This window comes from Mesorhizobium sp. KACC 23794 (assembly GCF_052180275.1).
GTDB lineage: Bacteria > Pseudomonadota > Alphaproteobacteria > Rhizobiales > Rhizobiaceae > Kumtagia.
On record NZ_CP197465.1, the window covers coordinates 836,910 to 856,264 of the forward strand.

16 protein-coding genes and 1 pseudogene are annotated in these 19,355 nt (G+C 63.5%); 11 read left to right on the plus strand and 6 right to left on the minus strand.

Going from position 1 to position 19,355, the window contains the following annotated elements; genetic code table 11:
* Positions 1-388 precede the first annotated feature (388 nt).
* The gene (locus tag ACSBOB_RS04300; RefSeq protein ID WP_442581230.1) at positions 389-1,336 is read right to left on the minus strand and encodes a hypothetical protein; all 948 of its coding nucleotides are present in this window, start codon (positions 1,334-1,336) and stop codon (positions 389-391) included.
* 176 nt (positions 1,337-1,512) lie between these two features.
* Between ACSBOB_RS04300 and ACSBOB_RS04305 the strand changes: the two genes are divergently transcribed.
* Complete coding sequence (locus ACSBOB_RS04305; RefSeq protein ID WP_442581231.1) at positions 1,513-2,736, plus strand: argininosuccinate synthase; 1,224 nt, start codon at positions 1,513-1,515, stop codon at positions 2,734-2,736.
* A gap of 325 nt (positions 2,737-3,061) precedes the next feature.
* On the opposite strand, the gene ACSBOB_RS04310 is transcribed toward ACSBOB_RS04305, so the two are convergent.
* From ACSBOB_RS04310 to ACSBOB_RS04330, 5 genes and pseudogenes are all read right to left on the minus strand, one after another.
* Positions 3,062-3,661: an IS5 family transposase gene (locus tag ACSBOB_RS04310; protein WP_442581232.1), complete on the minus strand. Its 600-nt coding sequence runs from the start codon at positions 3,659-3,661 to the stop codon at positions 3,062-3,064.
* An 11-nt stretch (positions 3,662-3,672) separates the two neighbouring features.
* Positions 3,673-3,876: pseudogene (locus ACSBOB_RS04315) on the minus strand (hypothetical protein); the annotation flags it as partial.
* 79 nt (positions 3,877-3,955) lie between these two features.
* Positions 3,956-4,405, minus strand: coding sequence for a c-type cytochrome (locus ACSBOB_RS04320; protein ID WP_442581233.1), 450 nt, complete (start codon positions 4,403-4,405; stop codon positions 3,956-3,958).
* Between the two features lie 60 nt (positions 4,406-4,465).
* On the minus strand, positions 4,466-4,996 hold the full coding sequence (locus ACSBOB_RS04325) for a hypothetical protein (protein ID WP_442581234.1): 531 nt from the start codon (positions 4,994-4,996) through the stop codon (positions 4,466-4,468).
* Positions 4,997-5,332: 336 nt separating this feature from the next.
* Complete coding sequence (locus tag ACSBOB_RS04330) at positions 5,333-6,127, minus strand: lytic murein transglycosylase (RefSeq protein WP_442581235.1); 795 nt, start codon at positions 6,125-6,127, stop codon at positions 5,333-5,335.
* A 157-nt stretch (positions 6,128-6,284) separates the two neighbouring features.
* Here ACSBOB_RS04330 and ACSBOB_RS04335 point away from each other — a divergent pair, with 157 nt between their 5' ends.
* The 10 genes from ACSBOB_RS04335 to ACSBOB_RS04380 all read left to right on the plus strand — a co-directional run bounded on the left by ACSBOB_RS04335 (position 6,285) and on the right by ACSBOB_RS04380 (position 19,280).
* Positions 6,285-7,526 carry a flavin monoamine oxidase family protein gene (locus ACSBOB_RS04335; RefSeq protein WP_442581236.1) on the plus strand — a complete coding sequence of 414 codons (1,242 nt, stop codon included), beginning with the start codon at positions 6,285-6,287 and terminating at the stop codon, positions 7,524-7,526.
* A 67-nt stretch (positions 7,527-7,593) separates the two neighbouring features.
* Positions 7,594-8,685 (plus strand): zinc-binding metallopeptidase family protein, encoded by a 1,092-nt coding sequence (locus tag ACSBOB_RS04340; RefSeq protein WP_442581237.1) that lies wholly within the window; start codon positions 7,594-7,596, stop codon positions 8,683-8,685.
* Positions 8,686-8,788: 103 nt separating this feature from the next.
* Entirely contained in the window at positions 8,789-9,442 is a 654-nt protein-coding gene (locus ACSBOB_RS04345; protein ID WP_442581238.1) for a DUF1236 domain-containing protein, read from the plus strand.
* Positions 9,443-9,633: 191 nt separating this feature from the next.
* A complete protein-coding gene (locus tag ACSBOB_RS04350) occupies positions 9,634-11,403 on the plus strand; it encodes a GGDEF domain-containing protein (protein ID WP_442581239.1) in 1,770 nt (589 codons plus the stop codon).
* A 449-nt stretch (positions 11,404-11,852) separates the two neighbouring features.
* Positions 11,853-13,694: a calcium-binding protein gene (locus tag ACSBOB_RS04355; protein ID WP_442581240.1), complete on the plus strand. Its 1,842-nt coding sequence runs from the start codon at positions 11,853-11,855 to the stop codon at positions 13,692-13,694.
* 61 nt (positions 13,695-13,755) lie between these two features.
* Positions 13,756-14,925, plus strand: a complete 1,170-nt coding sequence (locus tag ACSBOB_RS04360; protein ID WP_442581241.1) for an ISAs1 family transposase — start codon at positions 13,756-13,758, stop codon at positions 14,923-14,925.
* A gap of 17 nt (positions 14,926-14,942) precedes the next feature.
* Positions 14,943-15,389 carry a hypothetical protein gene (locus tag ACSBOB_RS04365; RefSeq protein WP_442581242.1) on the plus strand — a complete coding sequence of 149 codons (447 nt, stop codon included), beginning with the start codon at positions 14,943-14,945 and terminating at the stop codon, positions 15,387-15,389.
* Positions 15,390-15,589: 200 nt separating this feature from the next.
* Entirely contained in the window at positions 15,590-18,259 is a 2,670-nt protein-coding gene (locus tag ACSBOB_RS04370; RefSeq protein ID WP_442581243.1) for a DNA translocase FtsK 4TM domain-containing protein, read from the plus strand.
* Positions 18,260-18,355: 96 nt separating this feature from the next.
* Positions 18,356-19,036 carry an outer-membrane lipoprotein carrier protein LolA gene (locus tag ACSBOB_RS04375; RefSeq protein WP_442581244.1) on the plus strand — a complete coding sequence of 227 codons (681 nt, stop codon included), beginning with the start codon at positions 18,356-18,358 and terminating at the stop codon, positions 19,034-19,036.
* A gap of 85 nt (positions 19,037-19,121) precedes the next feature.
* Complete coding sequence (locus ACSBOB_RS04380; RefSeq protein ID WP_442581245.1) at positions 19,122-19,280, plus strand: DUF3309 family protein; 159 nt, start codon at positions 19,122-19,124, stop codon at positions 19,278-19,280.
* The last annotated feature ends 75 nt before the right edge of the window (positions 19,281-19,355 follow it).

The following is a 19,355-nucleotide window of genomic DNA, read 5'->3' on the forward strand; positions in this document are numbered from 1 at the left end:
TGAAAACCGCATTCTGGAGCAAATCAAATCACGTAACAAATAATTTCAGAAAGAAATGTTTGGTGAACGTTCGCCACATTCCTGCCTTGTTTTATCCGCGCTGACGCCCCATTGTCCGACGAACTTAGCTGTGTTGCCTGAGACGGTTCGGTCCGGCACCGGCTCGTAACCCCAAGCCCCCCGCCCACGGGCCCGCGTCGGATCGAACCAACTCCGGCTTCCTTGATAGGAAGCCGGGCAGCGAGAATTCCAGACAGATTTCGAAGCTGGTTCCGGTCATGCCGTCGCCGGCTTTTTTGTTCGAGTTACGGCGGCTATGCCGGGCGGTCGGGAAAGGTTCTCCGCGAATATTTCGCCGCCGATCAGGCGTGCCACCGGGGTCCTGATATCAGGGCGTGACAGTTCCGGTGCTTGTTGGCTCGTCGCCCGCCACCATCGGGTCGCGCAATTCGTATGACGAGCCGTTCCACCTCCAGTGGATCGGCTCGATGCCGCCGACGCGGTCGAGCGTGACCAGGTCTGGCCATCCGCCATTGGAAGCGGCCGGGTCGATGTAGAGGCCCATGCCTTCGCTGTTATAGGCTTGGCGCCATTCGTCGGCCGCCGTGGGGCGCAGATAGCCGACCAGCGTGCAGCCGGTACGGCCATAATACCAGGACGAGCCGCACAGCGTGGCGAACAGCATTTCGCGGCCTTCGCCGCGATCGAGATGCGTGGCGGCGAGCTTCGGCGTGGCGCTGGTCGCCTCCCGGAAGAGTTTCGTCTCCTCGGCCAGCAGCGGTCGCGCCCGCTCCACCGCCGGGTCGGTCTCCGACAGCGAGACCTGCTCGAAGGCCGACATGTCGACCTGGCTGCAGCGCGGCGTGATCGCCTCCAGCACCTTGCGCGAGTCGCGCAAGGTGAAATCGGCGGCGGGCGCTCCATTCTCGCCGCCTGTGCTGACCGACAGCCCGCTGCCGGATTTCATCTGTTCGATCATCTGGTAGTCGATCGGGACCGTGATCAGGCCGGGTTGCTGCGCGGCGATCACCGGAAAGGATTCACCGTCGATCGTGAGCTTTGCCGGAACCGGGCCGGCCGACGCGGCGCGCATTCCCGTGCGCAGCCTCAGCGTCCAGCGCTGCTCGGCGCAGACCAGCGAGCCGCCGGTGATGGATGTCGCCTTCACCGGGGCCGGCAGGATGGCGACGGCGCCGCTTCCGGCTTCCTCCCAGCGGTCGGAAGCGAAGGCCGGCGCGGGCAGGCCCAGCGACACCGCCAGCAGCACGCCCGCAAGCAGGCCATGCGGGCGCTTCCGGCTTTCAGGGCGAACAGGTTTTTCAAGGGTCATCGGCACGCAGGAACTGTTCGGGGAGAATCATTAAGAGTTTATTGAAGGGCTTCTTCCTCGCGAAGCTGTGTCCAGCGGCGCAGCAATACCGGTTTCAGGCCGACCCTTGCCCGGCAAGGCATTCCTGCTAATAGTGCCGGCCGAAAACCGGCCGCCGGCCGTTCCGAGAATCCGGGGACATCATGTCGAAGTGGAAAGACGTCAAGAAGGTCGTGCTCGCCTATTCGGGAGGGCTCGACACCTCGATCATCCTGAAATGGCTGCAGACCGAGCTTGGCGCGGAGGTGGTGACCTTCACCGCCGATCTGGGGCAGGGCGGCGAACTCGAGCCGGCCCGCAAGAAGGCCGAGATGATGGGGATCAAGGACATCCGCATCGTCGACGTGCGCGAGGAGTTCGTCTCCGATTTCGTCTTTCCGATGTTCCGGGCAAACGCCGAGTATGAGGGGCTTTACCTGCTCGGCACCTCCATCGCCCGGCCGCTGATCTCAAAACACCTGGTGCAGATCGCCGCCGAGACCGGCGCCGACGCCGTCGCCCACGGCGCGACCGGCAAGGGCAACGACCAGGTGCGTTTCGAGCTTTCCGCCTATGCGCTGAACCCCGACATCAAGGTGATCGCGCCGTGGCGCGACTGGACGTTCAAGTCGCGCACCGACCTGCTCGACTTCGCCGAGAAACACCAGATCCAGGTGGCCAAGGACAAAAGGGGCGAGGCGCCGTTCTCGGTGGACGCCAACCTGCTGCACTCCTCCTCCGAGGGAAAGGTTCTGGAGGACCCGTGGATCGAGCCGCCGGAATATGTTCACCAGCGCAGCGTGTCGCCGATGGACGCGCCGGACCGCGTGACGGAGATCGTGCTGACCTTCAAGAATGGCGATCCCGTCGCGCTGAACGGCGCGGCGATGTCGCCCGCCACGCTGCTCTCGGCCCTCAACGATCTCGGCCGCGACAATGGCATCGGCCGGCTCGACCTCGTCGAGAACCGCTTCGTCGGCATGAAGAGCCGCGGCGTCTACGAGACACCCGGCGGTACGATCCTGCTCCAGGCCCACCGCGCGATCGAATCGATCACGCTGGACCGAGGCGCGGCGCATCTGAAGGACGAGATCATGCCCCGCTACGCGGAGCTGATCTACAACGGCTTCTGGTTTTCGCCGGAGCGCGAAATGCTGCAGGCCCTCATCGACAAGAGCCAGGACAAGGTCGAGGGCGACGTGCGCATGAAGCTCTACAAGGGCAACGTCATCGTCACCGGCCGGCGCTCGACGCAGTCCCTCTATTCGGACGCACTGGTGACCTTCGAGGACGACCGCGGCGCCTACGACCAGAAGGATGCCGAGGGTTTTATCCGTCTGAACGGCCTGCGGCTGAGGACGCTGGCAGCGCGGAATCGGAAAAGCTGATTCCATCGGCTTTGCGCAGCGGCCACCATGCCGCTGACGGCCCGCATCTCAGGATTTTCAACGATCGCGCGGTTACGACGAAGATCGCCATGCGCTGTTCATGCCGTTCGAGCGCGTGCGTGCCTGGTCTGGAAACACGTCTGCATGGTCTATTTCGATCAGCAGCGATACGATCATGATCATGGATCGCAACCAGGGCTGACCGCAAACCATCGAGATCGTTCAACGCAGTCTTTCGGATAAGGTTGATGGGAAGTCTACAAAGTGGCCTGCGTAGATCCTTTCATGATTTGGACCGAAAACCCGTACCCAACAGGCCAGCCGGCTAGGCTGTGTGGACGAATTTGATCAAGCATAGTCCAGCAGCGAAGCTGACGATTGATCGATAGTTTCGTTCGGTTTTCTCACATCGCAGGGCGACACGCTTGAAGCGTTTGACGAGGCCGATGCCCTGTTCGATACGGGCTCGGGCCTTGTAGAGCACCTTGGCGAAGTAGGCGGGCCTGTCCTTCTCGTTGCTCTTGTGCGGGATGACCGGGGCTATGCCTCTGGCTCTCGCGGCGGCGCGGTTGGCTTTGCTGGAGTATCCCTTGTCGCCAATGGCGGCGCGCGGCGTGATGTCCGGTCCGATGCCGAGCAGGATCGGAAAATGAGGTGCGTCAGCCTTCTCGCCTCCGGTCAGGTCGAAACCGATCATGGCTCCCGATGCATCTGATTTGGCATGGATTTTCGTCGTGAACCCGCCTCTGGAACGACCGAGCGCCTGACCTTCCTGCCCCCCTTTGCGCCGGCCGCCGAGACATGGGCGCGCACCACGGTGGAATCGAACATCTGGATGAGATGCGCCGATGCGCTCATCGAAGCCAGCGTGTCGAAGAAGGCCTCGAACACGCCCGCCTTGCTCAACCGGTCGAAGCGTTTCCACACCGAGTTCCAATGGCCGAACCGATCCGGCAGCGCCCGCCAGCGCACGTTCTCAAGCGTGAAGAAGTGTATCGCCTCCAGGAAAAGCCGGTCGTTCGACGCCGTGCGTCCACGCCGCGGCAGGCAGGCCCGAAATACTTCCAACGTGTGATCCCAATCTGCTTCGTCCATCCGCGTTGACATGGTTTCCGATCTCCGAATCAATCGGAAACTCATGAATCACAACCGCTTCAACCGAGGAATCCTCAAACTTCAACACGCCGCAATTCGTCCACACGGCCTAGCAATATGAGCGTCAATGCTCGGGCGACCGGAACGTCTCGTGGCAGCCGCTGCAGATCGTACCGATCTTTTCAAAAGAAGCCGTTAGCGCGACTTTGTCGCCGAGAGTCGCCGTCGCGACAAAAGTCTCTGTCGCGCCGTGTAGCCGCTGCATCGCCTCTTTGAATGCGTCCGGCTTTTCCCATATTGCCGGCAAGGCTCTGCTGTGGTGATCGATGCTGCCGGGCGGGAACAAGGTTGAGGTCCGGTGGCAATTTTCGTGAAGCGCAGCTGCATGCTGGGCCACCGCCGCTGCATCGAATGGCGCATTTCCCACGAGCATGTCTCCGATAGCCTTCAGCTCATTGCCCATGTTCTTCATCGCCGACATGCGTTCGGCAATGATCCCGGTCGCCTCTTTGTGCGCCAGAGCCGCGCCCGCAACAAGCACAGCTGCCAACGCTGTGGCCGTGAGCTTGAACAATCAAATATCCTCTTTGCGAGGTGACCTGCCGCTGCGCCAAGGCGGCAGGTCTTGCCTGGACTACTTGACCGGTATCATCAGGTGCGCATAGGGCGTGTCGGGGAACATGACATAAGGCTGTGTCGGGTCCCATTTATGGGGATACAAGGCCATGATGTCCGGGGAATTCATGACCATTACGTGGGGACCGTCCTCAATCCATTTGGCCCCGGCCGGCGGCTCGGTCGCAAAGGGGTCGGTATTGCTGGCGCCACTGCCCCCCTTCAACATATAGGCGAAAGCGACCTTGCCCTTGGGCGGCTCGCTCTTGGACATGATAGCGTGCATCCACGCCATCCCGTTCTCATCCGTGCACATCGGGTCGTCGGTGGGAGTAGCGGGGTCGTCCGGAATGCACGTGAACCCGTTCGTGCCCTTCCTGAGCGACTTCATCTCCCAATTCACGACGGCGGCGTTTTTCCCGACAGTCGCAGGTGCTGCCGAAATCGCATTCTCGATCAGCTGTTCATCGCTCATATCGGCCGCAGGCGCGGCGGACGCCCAAGCGATGGCGGTAGCTGCTATAAACACACGGCTTGAATAGATGCGCATTACCTCCTCCTTCGCGTCAGGTTTGCCGGCGCGTTGCGACGAGCACAGCTCCCGCTCTTTCGGAGTTGGCCGTTTCCCTATCTAGAACGCGCCAAGGAAGATGATACTCCTAAACTTACGTCACGTCATCTGAGCAAATGACGCCGGTGCGGCTGGAGGCCCGAAGCGGTTGCTCTCAGGGTGTGGCGCATAGCCGGTCGTCGCTTGTGAGCCACGGCCTAAGCTTATTCATGGTGTGATTAGCCGGCCAATCTCGTCGGAAGTCGGCTACCCGCCGGCCTCCGGGGTGCGTTTGACGACCTCCTTCCCTATGAATGAAGAGAAGGAGGAAGGCGATCAATTCCCGTCGATGGCGTCTGCCATGATGATGATGGCCTGCTGGTAGACCGACGCCGAGTTCCATCCTGCGATCGCGCCGGGATTGGCGCTAGCCGGCCCGCCGCTGTAGCCGTGGCCACGCAGGAAGTTCGCCGTCGAGGCGAGCGCCGTCGCCTTGTCGCGCAGGTTGCCGTTGCCCACGCCATACTTCAGCGCGTTGCCGGGCAGGAATTGCGTATGACCCATCTCGCCATGCGCCGCGCCGACGGAACTCGAGCTCAACACACCGCGATCGACGAGCTTGAGCGCGGCGAGCGCGTGCGGCGTGAAGAAGGCCGGACGGCGGCAGTCGTAAGCCAGCGTGACGATCGCCGAGACGGTGTTCTGGTTGCCCATGGCGGCTCCGAAGCCGGTTTCCATGCCCCAGATGGCGAGCAGCGGACCCGCGGGCACGCCATACTTCTTCTCGATCGAGGCGAACAGCGCCGCATTCTGCTTCTTGAGCTGGCGGCCTTTCGAGATGATCGTCGCGCCGCCACGCCGCTTCATGAACGCATCGACCGACCCGCTGAACGCCTTGTGGATCGCCCGGTCGACCGAGATCGTCTTGGTGGCGTAGGAGGTCTTGGCGAGCGCGGCCAAACCCTTGGAGCCTACGCCGTTGGCCGCGGCCTCCTGCGCAAAATCTGCCTTCCACGCCTCGAAGCCGCCGGCGTTCTTGCCGCAGCTCGCCGCCTGCGCGCCCACGGCCGAAAGGCCGACCATGGCGCAAGCCGCGATAGCAAGCCTCAGTCCCTTGGCAATCAATGCCATCCTCATCTCCTGGTTGCCTGAAACACGTTTGGCGACAATGCCAGCGAATCGCCGCCCTGTCACCGAAGCTTCTAGCCTATATCGGCCGAGCCGCTGGCCAGTTTCGGGGAATTTCCCTACGATCAAGTATATTGTGTGGCAAGGGGTGGAATAGGCCATGGAAGATGTGGACGTCGTGGTGGTCGGCGCCGGTTCTTCCGGGCTGGCGGCAGCGAAAGTTCTTAGCGACGCCGGTTTGACCTTCAAGGTGTTCGAGGCGATGGACCGCATCGGCGGCCGGGCTTTCACCTCCACCGAACATTTCGGCATTCCCTTTGACATAGGCTGCGCCTGGCTGCATGCCGCCAACCGGAACCCCTATTTCGTGGAAGCCGAGGCCGCAGGCTGGACGCTGCATCACCACGACATGAATGTCGATCATCTGTATTTCGGGGCGAGCAAGGCGTCGGAAGCCGACGAGGCCGACATGAAGCTGGCCGACCGGCAACTGGCGAACCTGGTCGGGCAATGGGCAGGCACCGACGACCGCGTGTCGTCGCTGCTCGCCTCGGGACACGCGCCGCGCGCCGCGGCGACCTTTGCCGGGCCGATGGATTTCGGCAAGGATTTCGACGAGATCTCGATCGAGGATTTTCGCGCCGCCGCCGACCTGGACCCCAACTACTACAGTCTTGAAGGGTTTGGCGCACTTGTTGCGCGGTTCGGCGAAGATGTGCCGGTCGAGCTTGCTGCGCCGGTGCGAAAGATTCTTTGGGATGTGCCCGGCGGCGTGGCTTGCGTCACCGACGGGGGAACGGTTCGCGCCAGGGCTGTGATCGTCACGGCCTCCCCGGCAGTGCTGGCCTTCGAGGAGATCGAATTCAGCCCGCACCTGCCGGCCGCGCACATGCAGTCCTTCTTCGACTTGCCGATGGGCATGCTGACCAAGCTGCCGATCGAGATCAGGGGCACGCGGCTCGGCCTCGCACCATTCGAGGACCTGCTGATCGAGCGGCATGCCCGCCATGACATCTACTTCCTCTGTTTTCCCTTCGATACCGACCTGATGGTGGGTTTCGTAGGGGGCGATTTTGCCTGGGAAATGTCGGCAGCCGGCGTGGCGGCCGGCGTCGATTTCGTCACCGACCGCCTGTGCGGCATCTTCGGAAACGATCTTCGCAAACATGTCGGCCGGGCGACCATGACGAATTGGGGCGGCGAGCGGTTCGTGCGTGGCGCCTATGCCGCCGCCCGCCCGGGCAAATCCGGCGCCCGCGCCACGCTGATGCAGCCGGTGGCGGAGCGCATCTTCTTCGCCGGCGAACACCTGGCCGGGCCGCTGATCCAGACCTGCGGCGGCGCCCGGCTTTCCGGCGAGGCCGTGGCACGGCAGGTCGTGACCCATCTCGCGGCGAAATGAGGCGCCGGAACCAAGCATCGGCCATTGCGTTGAGCGCCGCCCCAGCCCGATCCGAAGCAGATCCGTCATGAAGCTTTTCACTTGCCCGCAGTGCAGCCAGCGCCTGTATTTCGAGAACGCGCAGTGCCTCGCCTGTGGCACGCTGGTTCTCTACAATCCCGAGCGCGCCGAATTCGAGGTGGCGGGAGGCGATAATGCCTTCCAGTGCGTCAATGCCGCCGAATGCGACTGCAACTGGATCGGCCAGGCAGACCAGCCATTCTGCCGCGCTTGCGCGCTCAACAAGATCATTCCCGACCTGTCGATCGACGGTAACCGGCGGCGCTGGACGCGGGTGGAGGCGGCGAAGAAGCGCGCGATCTATACGCTGCTCGCCTTCGGACTGCCGGTCGGGCCGAAACTCAACCCGGAGGACGAAGTGGGGCTCGCCTTCGATTTCCTGGCGGACCCGACGGGCGGCGGGCCGGGCGGCGAGCGCATCCTGACCGGCCATGACAATGGCCTGATCACCTTGAACGTGGCCGAGGCCGATTCCGCCGAGCGCGAGAAGATGCGCGCCGAGATGCGGGAGCAGTATCGCACGCTGCTCGGGCATTTCCGTCACGAACTCGGCCATTATTACTGGGACCGGCTGGTCCGCGACGATCCGGTGTGGCTGAACGCCTTTCGCGCGCTGTTCGGCGACGAGACCGCCGACTACGAGGAGGCGCTGAAAGCGCATTACGCCAATGGCGCTCCGCCGGACTGGCAGGCCAGCCACATCTCCGCCTATGCGGCGAGTCACCCTTGGGAAGACTGGGCCGAGACCTGGGCGCACTACCTGCACATCAGCGACACGCTGGAGATGGTGCAGTCGCTCAACATGCGCCTGGGCCAGCTGGAGACGGTCGATGCCAACGAACTCAGCCGGACCGATACGGGCGGCGGCCCGGCGGCCGGCGGAGACGAACAGGGGACGGCCAGCTTCGACAAGGTGCTGGAACGCTGGCTGGTGCTGTCGGAAGCCTCCAACTCGATCAACCGCTGCATGGGCCTGCCCGACCTCTATCCGTTCGTGATCTCGCCGCCGACCGCCGACAAGCTGCGCTTCGTGCACGAATTGCTGGCAAGCAAACACCTGGCCGTGCAGCCCGCGCCGGCTTCTTGCGCTGCGGCGTGAGGGCGGTAACAAAACGTCATCGGGGCATTCGCGCCGATGCGGGAACCCGTGGCTGACGCACATCGTTGCGACCCTGAGGGAAGCTCAACGATGGAGAATTATCATGAACAAGCTCACGATGCTTGCCGCAGCCGCTACGACGCTGGCACTCGGTGGAGCCGCCCTGGCGCAGACACCCGTGCAGGCCACCACCGAACTCAATGTGCGTGCCGGTCCTGGATCCCAATATCCGGTGGTCGGTGTGCTGGCTGCCGGCCAGGACACGACGATCAAGGGATGCCTGGCCAACGGCAAATGGTGCTCGGTCGATGAAGGCTGGGTCTATGCCGACTACCTCACCGGCGATTTCGGCGGACAGACCGTAGTGCTCAGCCAGCGCCCGGCCAATTCCACCGTGGCGGTGATCGAGCCACCCGACACCGGTACGGCCGGCGCCATCGTTGGCGGCACCACCGGAGCCGTGGCCGGCGCGATCGTCGGCGGACCGGTCGGGGCGCTGATCGGCGGTGTGGCCGGCACGACGATTGGCGGCACAGTCGGCGAGATCGCCGAACCGCCGGCGCAGGTTCGCACCTACGTGGCCGACAACCGGCTGGAGCCGGTCTATCTCGACGGTGAGGTGGTGGTGGGCGCCAAGGTGCCGGACACCGTGCAAATCCGTGAAATCCCGGACTACAAATACAGCTACGTCAATGTGAACGGGCAGGAGGTGCTGGTCGAGCCGGCCACCCGCCAGATCGTCTATGTGGTTCGCTGACAGCCGGATTTCATAAACTAAACATAGGCGACGCCGGGCCCTTGAGCCCGGCGTTTCTTTGCTGTGGACAGCGCTCGTGATCGAGGCAACTGGCCACACGCATGACGATAGTTTAACACCTCGTATACGAGTGGCCGGTATTCCTGTGCGATGCCGGCCACCCATGCGGCATTTCGCGGGATCGACCATCCATGCTGGACAGCAGACTGCGCAGTTTTCGCGTCGGCCTCGCCCGGAGCCTGCGTCTGCGCGTGCTGCTGCTGGTGCTCGCAGCCTTCGTGGCGGTCGCGATACCGGCGGCGCTGTCGTTCAACTGGCTGGTCAATTCCACCATCGTCAAGCTCGGCACGCTGTTTGCCGAAAAGCAGGTGCTCTACGACCGCTCGCGCGGGCTGGAGGCGCTGATGCGCGAGGTGGCGCTGGCCGAGACACTGTCGCGCTCGCCGGCGGTCCTCGCCTGGACGGCGGACGAGGACGATCCGGAGAAGCGGGCGCGCGGCGTCGCCGAGCTGGAGCATTTCCGTCTCGCCTTCCGCGACCGCAGCTACTTCCTGGCCATCGGCGGCTCGGGCAACTATTATTTCAATGACCGCCAGGACGAGTTCGACGGCACGCAGCCGCGCTACAGACTGGATCCCGGCAATCCGCGCGACGGCTGGTACTACAAGACGGCGGCGCTGGGGGACGGGTGCCAGCTCAACGTCGACCATGACGACAATCTCCGGGTAACGAAGGTCTGGATCAATTGCGTGATCGGCGAGGCCGGCCGGACCCTGGGGATTCTGGGCACCGGGATCGACCTGACCGCCTTCATCCACGAGGTCGTCAACTCCGACCAAGCCGGCATCGAGACAATGTTCGTCGACCGTTTCGGTGCGGTTCAGGCCGTGCGCGACGCAAGCAAGATCGACTTCCACAGCCTGACCAAGGAGGCCGGCAAAAAGAAGACCGTGTTCCAGATGGTCGACAGCGACGACGATCGCGCGAGCCTCGCCGAGATGCTGCGCAGCGTCTCCGAGCGCGACGGCAAGGTTGAGGCTCGCTTCGTCCAGGTGGCGGGGCAGCGGATGCTGGTCGGCGTCGGCTATCTCGACCAACTGGGCTGGTACAACGTCACCTTCATGGACGTCGACAAGATCATCGACCGCAGCCTGTTCGTGCCGATCGGCCTGCTGCTGGCGCTGGTCATGGTGGTGGCGGCCGGGCTGATGACGCTGCTGTTCAAGCGCGCCGTGCTCGATCGGCTCGGCAAGGCGGAAGCGGCGCTGGCGCAGGTGGAAGCCGGCGATTTCCCGACCGAAGTCGACGAGGGCCGCAAGGACGAGATCGGCCGCCTCGCCAACGCGCTGACGCGCATGGCCGCCTCGGTGCGCGACAACACGGCGACGCTGGAAGCGGCGGTGCAGGAACGCACGGAGCAGTTGCGCCAGATCGCCTATCTCGATCCGATGACCGGCATCCTCAACCGGCGCGGCTTCGCGGAGGCGTTCGGCCCGCGCGCGGCGGAATGCGCGGCGCAGCAGATGCGGCTCGGCCTGCTCCTGCTTGACGTCGACCGCTTCAAGGCCATCAACGACGGGCGCGGCCACAGCATCGGCGACGCTGTCATCTGCGAGGTGGCGAAGCGCCTGACGGCGGTGGTGCGCAAGGGGGACCTCTGCGCCCGCTGGGGCGGCGACGAGTTCGTGGTGCTGGTCGCCGACTGTACCGCAGAAACGCTCGCCGAGCTATCGGCGCGCATTATGGAAGCCTTGCGGGCGCAGCCGGTTGTGCTGTCCGACGGCGCGAAGCTGCGGATCACCACCAGCATCGGCGGCCATCTGGTCGGCGGCGACGAAAACCTCGACACCGCCGCGCACAAGGCGGACGTGGCGCTCTATGCAGCCAAGCGCGCCGGCCGCAACCGCACGGTGATGTACGACGCCGAGGCGCATGGCGAGGGCACGTCGCGGGTCGCTTAGCATGGCGAGAAGGCCTTGATTGTTTGGCGGCTGGCCGCCGGCCTTCCGAAGATTGTCCGCCCGAAAGCTGCCCGTCGGGGTCGGTCGGGGAAACGAGTCACCCGGACCGCAAGGTGGCATTTGCGGTTGGTGCGTGAGAGCGCCGTCGGCCTGTCTTTAGCCGAAACACCGCAAGAACTGATGTTAGATCCGGAGGCCGGAACGCAAGGCGCCGTCCACAAGACCGACCTCGATCTTTAAAGCATGTCGCACCCGCTCGGCTTCATTGCGCCGGGCCGGTTTGAATCAAATCCGTCGGCCGATTGGGATAAGCCGCCAGCGTTCCCGATGCTTATGATCAGCGGCCTTGACAGAAAAGCTCTGCAAAGTTGCTATATCTGTTGCTTTCCCGCTATAGTTGTCGAACGCCTTACGGGCTGGTAGCTTTGCAAAAAGCCTGGGAGGGTTTCATGCTTGTCAGCCAGTTCGTTTCCGGCGTTTCCGCCGAGTTTTCACTTGTCCGCAGCGGCGATCAAGTAACCGCGACGCTCTATTATGGGCTGACCGGTTATTACGACGAGGAACTTGGGTATTATCTGTGGGATGGGGAGATCGGCGCATCGATCGGAACTTACAACGACTATCTCTATCAGACCGCTGACCGGCCGATGGATCTGCAGTTCGTGGCGACGCTGACACCGGGAGCCAACACGGCGGCGAGCTATTTCGTCAACGACAATATAGGCGGCGGCGCGTTCGAGCACGAATTCAACATCGTACTCTTTGATACGGCCGCCAGCTATATCGGCAGCTCGGCTGCCGACCTGGTGTTCGGCTCCGCCGCGGCGGACACATTCCGCTCTGTCGGCGCGGGCGACATGTTCGAGGGCGCCGCCGGCAACGACATCTACAGCATCTATAGTTCCGACACGCAGGTGTTCGAGGCGGCGGGCGAGGGCACCGCCGACCGTATCGCCGCAGGCGTCTCCTATGTCCTGGCGGAAGGGGTCGAGGTCGAACTGCTGACGACCACCAACTCGAAGGGCACCGCGGCAATCAATCTGACAGGCAACAAGCTGCTTCAGGAGATCACCGGCAACGCGGGTGACAATGTATTGAGTTCCGGCGGCCGGAACGTCTCCAATCAGGGCGATATCCTGCGCGGACGCGATGGGAACGACACCTATCGTGTCTACAATGCCGCCGATGTCGTGATCGAGACGGCAGGAGGGGGCACCGATCGCGTCATCGCGGCGGTGTCCTACAACCTGGCGCAGGGCGTGGAGGTCGAGCAATTGACGACCAACAGTTCCAGCAGCAAGTCCGCCATCAACCTCGGCGGTAACGAACTGTCGCAGACGATCATCGGCAATGCCGGAAACACCCGTATCACCGACAACTATTTTCACGCCACAACGTCCTATTTCAACTCATCGGCCGATGTCCTGAGGGGTCTGGGCGGAGACGACAATTATCTGGTCACCAACGCGGGCACGACGATCGTCGAGGGCGCCGGAGGTGGCAATGACGTGGTGACGGTCCAACTCGGGCAGGGCGATGTCAGCCCCTACGTTCTGGACGCCAACGCACAGGTCGAGACCTTGCAGGCGATCGGCTACAGTATCGAACTGACCGGAAACCGTTATTCCACGACGATCAAGGGCTCCGGTGGCAACGACACGCTCAGTTATACCGCCGGCCAGTCCGGCGTGACCTATACGCTAGATGGTGGAGCAGGCAACGACACCCTGATTGGCGGCGCCGGCGACGATATCCTGATCGGCGGTGAGGGCGACGACATTCTTTACCTGGGAACCGATGGCGGAATCGCCAAAGGAGGGAAAGGCAACGACCACTATGTCATCCAGTCGGCGACCAACAATGTGCTGGAAGACACAGTGGGTGGCAATAGCGTGAGCAGCTTCTTTACGTTCGCGCTTCCGGATGCGGGGAGCGGTCTCTTCGTACGGCTCGAACTGCTGGGCACCGGCGCGATAGACGGCACGGGCAACGAACTCAACAACCGTATCGACGGGAACAGTAGCAAGAATACGCTGAGCGGCCTCGCTGGAAACGATCATCTGGACGGCCATGGCGGCGGCGATACGCTGGACGGCGGCAAGGGTGACGACACCTATTATGCGCGCGGCAACGAAACCTTTATCGAGGCCGCGGGCAACGGGTTTGATACGATCATAACCCAGACCCAAAATGTCGTGCTAAGCGCGAATGTCCAAATCGAGGTCATAAAGACATCGAATGCCTCCGGCAATAAGGCCTTGAATCTGACCAGGGCTTGGAACTCGGGTTAACGCGCTTTCTCTGTTGCGGAATGACTGATTCCATGGGTGCTTCCTTGATTCGGAGCATCGCATGTCCGTCGCGATCCTTGAGGGTTTCGAAAAATCCCGCCTGAAGTCGCTTCTTGATCATTTTGGCGACATTGAAGACCCGCGCGAGCCATGGCGCGTGGCTCACCCGCTGCCAGAGGTCCTATTTCTTGTGGTCTGCGGCACCATCTGCGACTGCGAGGACTACGATCTGATCGCCGACTGGGGTGCGGCGCATCTGGATTTCCTGCGTCGCTACCTGCCCTATCATCACGGCGTGCCGGGTGGCCGCTGGCTGACCATCCTCATGAACCGTATCGATCCGGCCCTGTTCTCGGAATGCTTCACGGCATGGGTGCGCGAGACCTGGCCCGACAAGCCCGACTTCATCGCCATCGACGGCAAGACCTCGCGCCGCAGCCACGACCGCAGCATCGGCCGCGCGCCGCTGCATCTGGTCTCCGCCTTCGCCACCACGCAGCGCCTGGTGCTCGGCCAGGAGGCGGTCTGCGACAAGTCGAACGAAACCACCGCCATTCCGGTGCTTCTGGAGCGGTTGGCAGCAAATGACGGCCTCAAAGGCGCGCTGGTGTCGATCGATGCCATCGCCACCAATGCCACCATCGCCACGGCGGTCCGCGATGCCGGGGCCGACTATCTGCTCGCCGTCAAGGCCAACCAGCCAACGCTGCGCCGCGACATCGAACGCTATTTCAACGACGCGCCCGATGAAACGCTCGACAACTCCCACGACCTCGACAAAGGCCACGGCCGCATCGAGGAACGCTCCGTCACCGTCTCACGCGAGACCGATTGGCTTTCCGGAGACAGACGCTTCCCCGGCGAACTGCGCCTGCCAGGCGCGACGACCATCATTCGTGTCAGTTCGCGCGCCGAACTCAAGGACAGGTGCCGCTTCGAGACCCGTTACTATATCTCTTCGGCCACGCTCTCCGCCGAGCGGGCCGCGCACGCCGTGCGTGGCCACTGGTTGGTGGAGAACGCCCTGCACTGGACCCTCGACGTCGTCTTCAAGGACGACCAGTCGAGGTTGCGCAAGGGCCATGGCGCACACAACATGGCCATTGTCCGTCACTTCGCCATCAACCTCGTCAGAGCCATGAAGGACAACAGAGCCATCAAGCGCCGCCGCAAGGTCGCGGGATGGGACGCAGACTACCTCGCCTCTATCCTCGGCCACCTAACCCGTTAACCCGGATTCGAAGCCCTGTGAATCTGACCGGCAGCGATTTCGGGCAGACGATTACTGGCAATGGCGCCGCCAATGTCCTGGACGGTGGCGGAGGCGACGACGTTCTATGGGGTTTGCAGGGAAGTGATACGTTGTATGGCCGTGGCGGCGCGGATACTTTCGTGTTCAATGACAGATCCGGCAGTTTCGACACCATCGCGGATTTCAGTGCCTCGGACGGCGACACGATGGCGCTCCGCTTTACGATCTTCCCCCTGCTGTTCACGGAGGGCGTGCTTGAAGAGTCGGCATTCCGGGTCAATTCCACCGGATTGGCCGAGGACGCGGACGACCGCCTCATCTACTACAGCACCACCGGCGAGCTTTTTTACGATTCCGATGGGGCCGGTTCGGCAGCTACGGTCAAGCTGGCGGTATTGATCGGGGTTCCGGCGCTCACCACCGCCAGTTTTGAGTCGATCTGATCCATTGAACGGATCGATCGCGCATCGTTCGACCCGGTGCGTTTCTTTTGCTTGAGGTGCCGGTAACCTGATGCGACGGCATCAAGCCGCCACATGGTTAAAGCCCCTTTAACCCTCGCCGCCTAGTCTCACGGTCGATTCTGCCGGCATCGCGTTCCACGCGTGCCGGCCGTAGTGAAAACGACCGCGAGGATTTCCGCATGCGTTCTGGGGCTGCCGCGCCGCTCGCGCTTTCCGATACAGGCACCGGCATCGGCGCTTTCCTGCGCCGCCAGGTCGGGCGGCTGATCGGTATCGGCATCTTCGCCGGCATCGCTTTCGCCTTGGCGAGCCTTGGCACATGGAACGTCGCCGACCCCAGCTTCAGCCACGCCACCGACAACCCGATCACCAACGCCATGGGTTATGCCGGGGCGGCCTTCTCCGACCTTGCCATGCAGTTCTACGGCCTGTCGGCGGTAGCCGCCCTTGCGCCCGCCGTGGTGTGGGCCATCCTCTTCCTCACTGCCCATGGCATCGACCGCAAGCTCAAGCGCGCCGCCGCCTGGTTTGGCGCGTCGCTGCTGTTTGCGGGCGTGGCCGGCTGCGTCGTGCCGCCGGACACCTGGCCGCTGCCGTCCGGCCTTGGCGGCGTCTTCGGCGACATCGTGCTGAAGATCCCGGCGCTCATCATCGGCCATTATCCGAGCGGGCTTGTCGCCATGAGCCTGGCCGGCGCGCTTGCGCTGCCGGCGCTCGGCCTTGCTGCATTCGGCTGCGGCCTGCTGTTCCGGCGGCCGATGCCGGCCGAGGCCGAGCGGCCGGCGCAGGAGGCGCCGCAACTCGACGACGCCAATTTCGAGGACGAGGAAGAGAGCGAGGGCATATTGGCGCTCGGCGCGATCACCCATTGGTGGCTGTCGGCCCGTGCCTTCGTGCGCCGCCGGCTGGCCCGCCGCCCGGCCCGCAAGGACGACGACGACTACGATCTGCCGGCGCCGTCGCGCGGCTGGCGCGAAGCCGCCGAGCGCGTCGAATTCGCGGAACGCGCCGAAGCCCGCGTCAGCCCAGCGGGGCGGGCGCGCGTCGAGCCGGAATTCTTCGCGGCGATGGTCGCCGCCGACAGCCGCGTCCCACCGGCGCAGGCGGCCGAGGAGGACGAATTCGAGGACGACGAGGAACTGGAGCCGATCCGCCCGGCGGAACGCGCGCAGCCGGCGCATGTCCAGCCTTTCCGCTCGAATCCGTCCGGCGCGCCGGTTGCGCCGACCATGCCCAGCCGCGTCGAGGCGCCGGCGCCGCGCCCCGTCCCCGGCGCCCGCGTGAAGCGCGAGGCGCAGACCTCGATGATCGGCGCCGACAATTTCGAGATGCCGTCGCTGTTCTTCCTCTCCGAACCGAAGAGCGTGGCGCGCGACGCGACCCTTTCCAAGGATGCGTTGGAGCAGAACGCCCGCATGCTGGAAGGCGTGCTGGAGGATTTCGGCGTCAAGGGCGAGATCATCCATGTGCGCCCCGGTCCGGTGGTGACGCTCTACGAACTGGAACCGGCGCCCGGCATCAAATCGTCGCGCGTCATCGGCCTTGCCGACGACATCGCCCGCTCGATGAGCGCGATTGCCTGCCGCGTCGCGGTGGTGCCCGGCCGCAACGCCATCGGCATCGAACTGCCCAATCTGAAGCGCGAAACCGTCTACCTGCGCGAACTGTTGGCCAGCAAGGATTTCGAGACGAGCAAGGCGAAGCTGGCGCTGGCGCTGGGCAAGACGATCAACGGCGAGGCTGTTATCACCGACATCGCCAAGATGCCGCACGTTCTGGTGGCAGGCACGACCGGATCCGGCAAGTCGGTGGCCATCAACACCATGGTGCTGTCGCTGCTCTACCGGCTGAAGCCGGAGCAATGCCGGCTGATCATGATCGACCCCAAGATGGTCGAACTCTCCGTCTACTCGGGCATCCCGCACCTCCTGACGCCGGTCGTCACCGATCCGAAGAAGGCGGTGGTGGCGCTGAAATGGACGGTGCGGGAGATGGAAGACCGCTACCGCAAGATGGCCAAGGTCGGCGTGCGCAACATTGACGGTTTCAACGCCCGCGTCGCCCAGTCGATGGAAAAGGGCGAAAAAATCTCGCGCACCGTGCAGACCGGCTTCGACCGCGAGACCGGCGAGGCGATCTACGAGACGGAAGAGCTGGATCTGGCGCCGCTGCCCTTCATTGTCGTCATCATCGACGAGGTGGCCGATCTGATGATGGTGGCCGGCAAGGACATCGAGGGCGCGGTGCAGCGGCTCGGCCAGATGGCGCGCGCCGCCGGCATCCACGTCATCATGGCGACGCAGCGGCCGTCGGTCGACGTCATCACCGGCACGATCAAGGCCAACTTCCCGACCCGCATCTCCTTCCAGGTCACGTCCAAGATCGACAGCCGCACGATCCTGGGCGAGCAGGGCGCGGAACAACTGCTCGGCATGGGCGACATGCTCTACATGGCCGGCGGCGGCCGCATCCAGCGCGTCCACGGACCGTTCGTCTCCGACGACGAGGTCGAGAAGGTGGTCAACCACCTCAAGCTGCAGGGCGCGCCGGAATATCTCGACGCCATCACCGCCGATGACGAGGTGGATGACGAAGAACCGGCCGCGAAGGGCGGGTCCGGCGGCGGAGGCGGCAACTTCGAGGATTCGGACGATCCGTACGACCAGGCCGTGGCGATCGTGCTGCGCGACGGAAAAGCCTCGACCAGCTACATCCAGCGACGTCTCGGCGTGGGCTACAACAAGGCCGCCTCGATCATCGAGAAGATGGAGAAGGAAGGCATCGTCGGCGCGGCCAACCATGCGGGGAAACGCGAGATTCTGGTGCCGACGGAAGAGGACAAGATGTGAGGCCGCCGCACGCTCGGCCCTTGTCACCGCCAAACTAAAGCCCAACTACATTCCTAGTTGGACGCCAACGAAGAACGCGATTCCCGGGTGAGAAAAATGACCAAGGCCCCCACGACGAATGCCGGCGCGACGAAGACGCGGCGCGGCGTGATCGGCATGGCGCTCGGCCTTGCGGCCGTTGCCGGCCTGTCGCTGCTGACCGGCATGACGGCGCCGGCCGCTGCCGAGGCTTCCGCGACGGCGCAGAAGATCGCCGACCATTTCGCCTCGATCCGCTCGATGAGCGGCGAGTTCGTGCAGTTCGACGCGCGCGGCAGGCAAACGGGCGGGAAATTCTACATCCAGCGGCCCGGAAAGATCCGCTTCAACTATGACGGCAGCGCCGGCTTCAAGGTGATCTCCGACGGCGATTCGGTCGTCCTGGAAAACCCGAAGATGAAGACGATGGACCTCTATCCGCTGTCCAAGACGCCCCTGAAGCTGCTGCTCGACGACCGCATCGACCTCTCCGGCAACAAGGTGCGCAGCGTCAAGGAGGAGCCGGACCAGACGGTGATCCAACTGGTCGACAAATCGGCCTTCGGCAATTCCAAGATCACCATGAAGTTCGATCCGGCCAACTACGAACTCAAGGAATGGACGATCACCGACGCGCAGGGCAAGGACACGACCGTGATGATCTTCAACGTCAAGCAGGACGTGAAGCTCGATCAGGCCCTGTTCGCCATCGACTACAAGAAGAATCTTGAACTCAACAGCAAGAAGACCAACCGGTAACTCCAGCCCGGTAGTCTGCCTGCGGAACCTTGAGGTTCATCCGCGCATTGTCCTGCCATTCGGCTAATCAACCCGGAGGGCTGCAATGACGCTGACGACCATCCTCATCATCATCCTGATCCTTATCGTGATCGGCGCCGTGCCGGCCTGGCCGCATTCGCGCGCCTGGGGTTATGGTCCTTCCGGCATCGTCGGCGTCGTTCTGCTGGTCCTGCTGGTCCTGCTGCTGATGGGCCGCATCTGACCGTTTGGCCGGCTGGCGTTCGCCTTGGCGGGCATCGGACGCATCCCTTTAACAGTCTCGCTCATACCTTCCGGC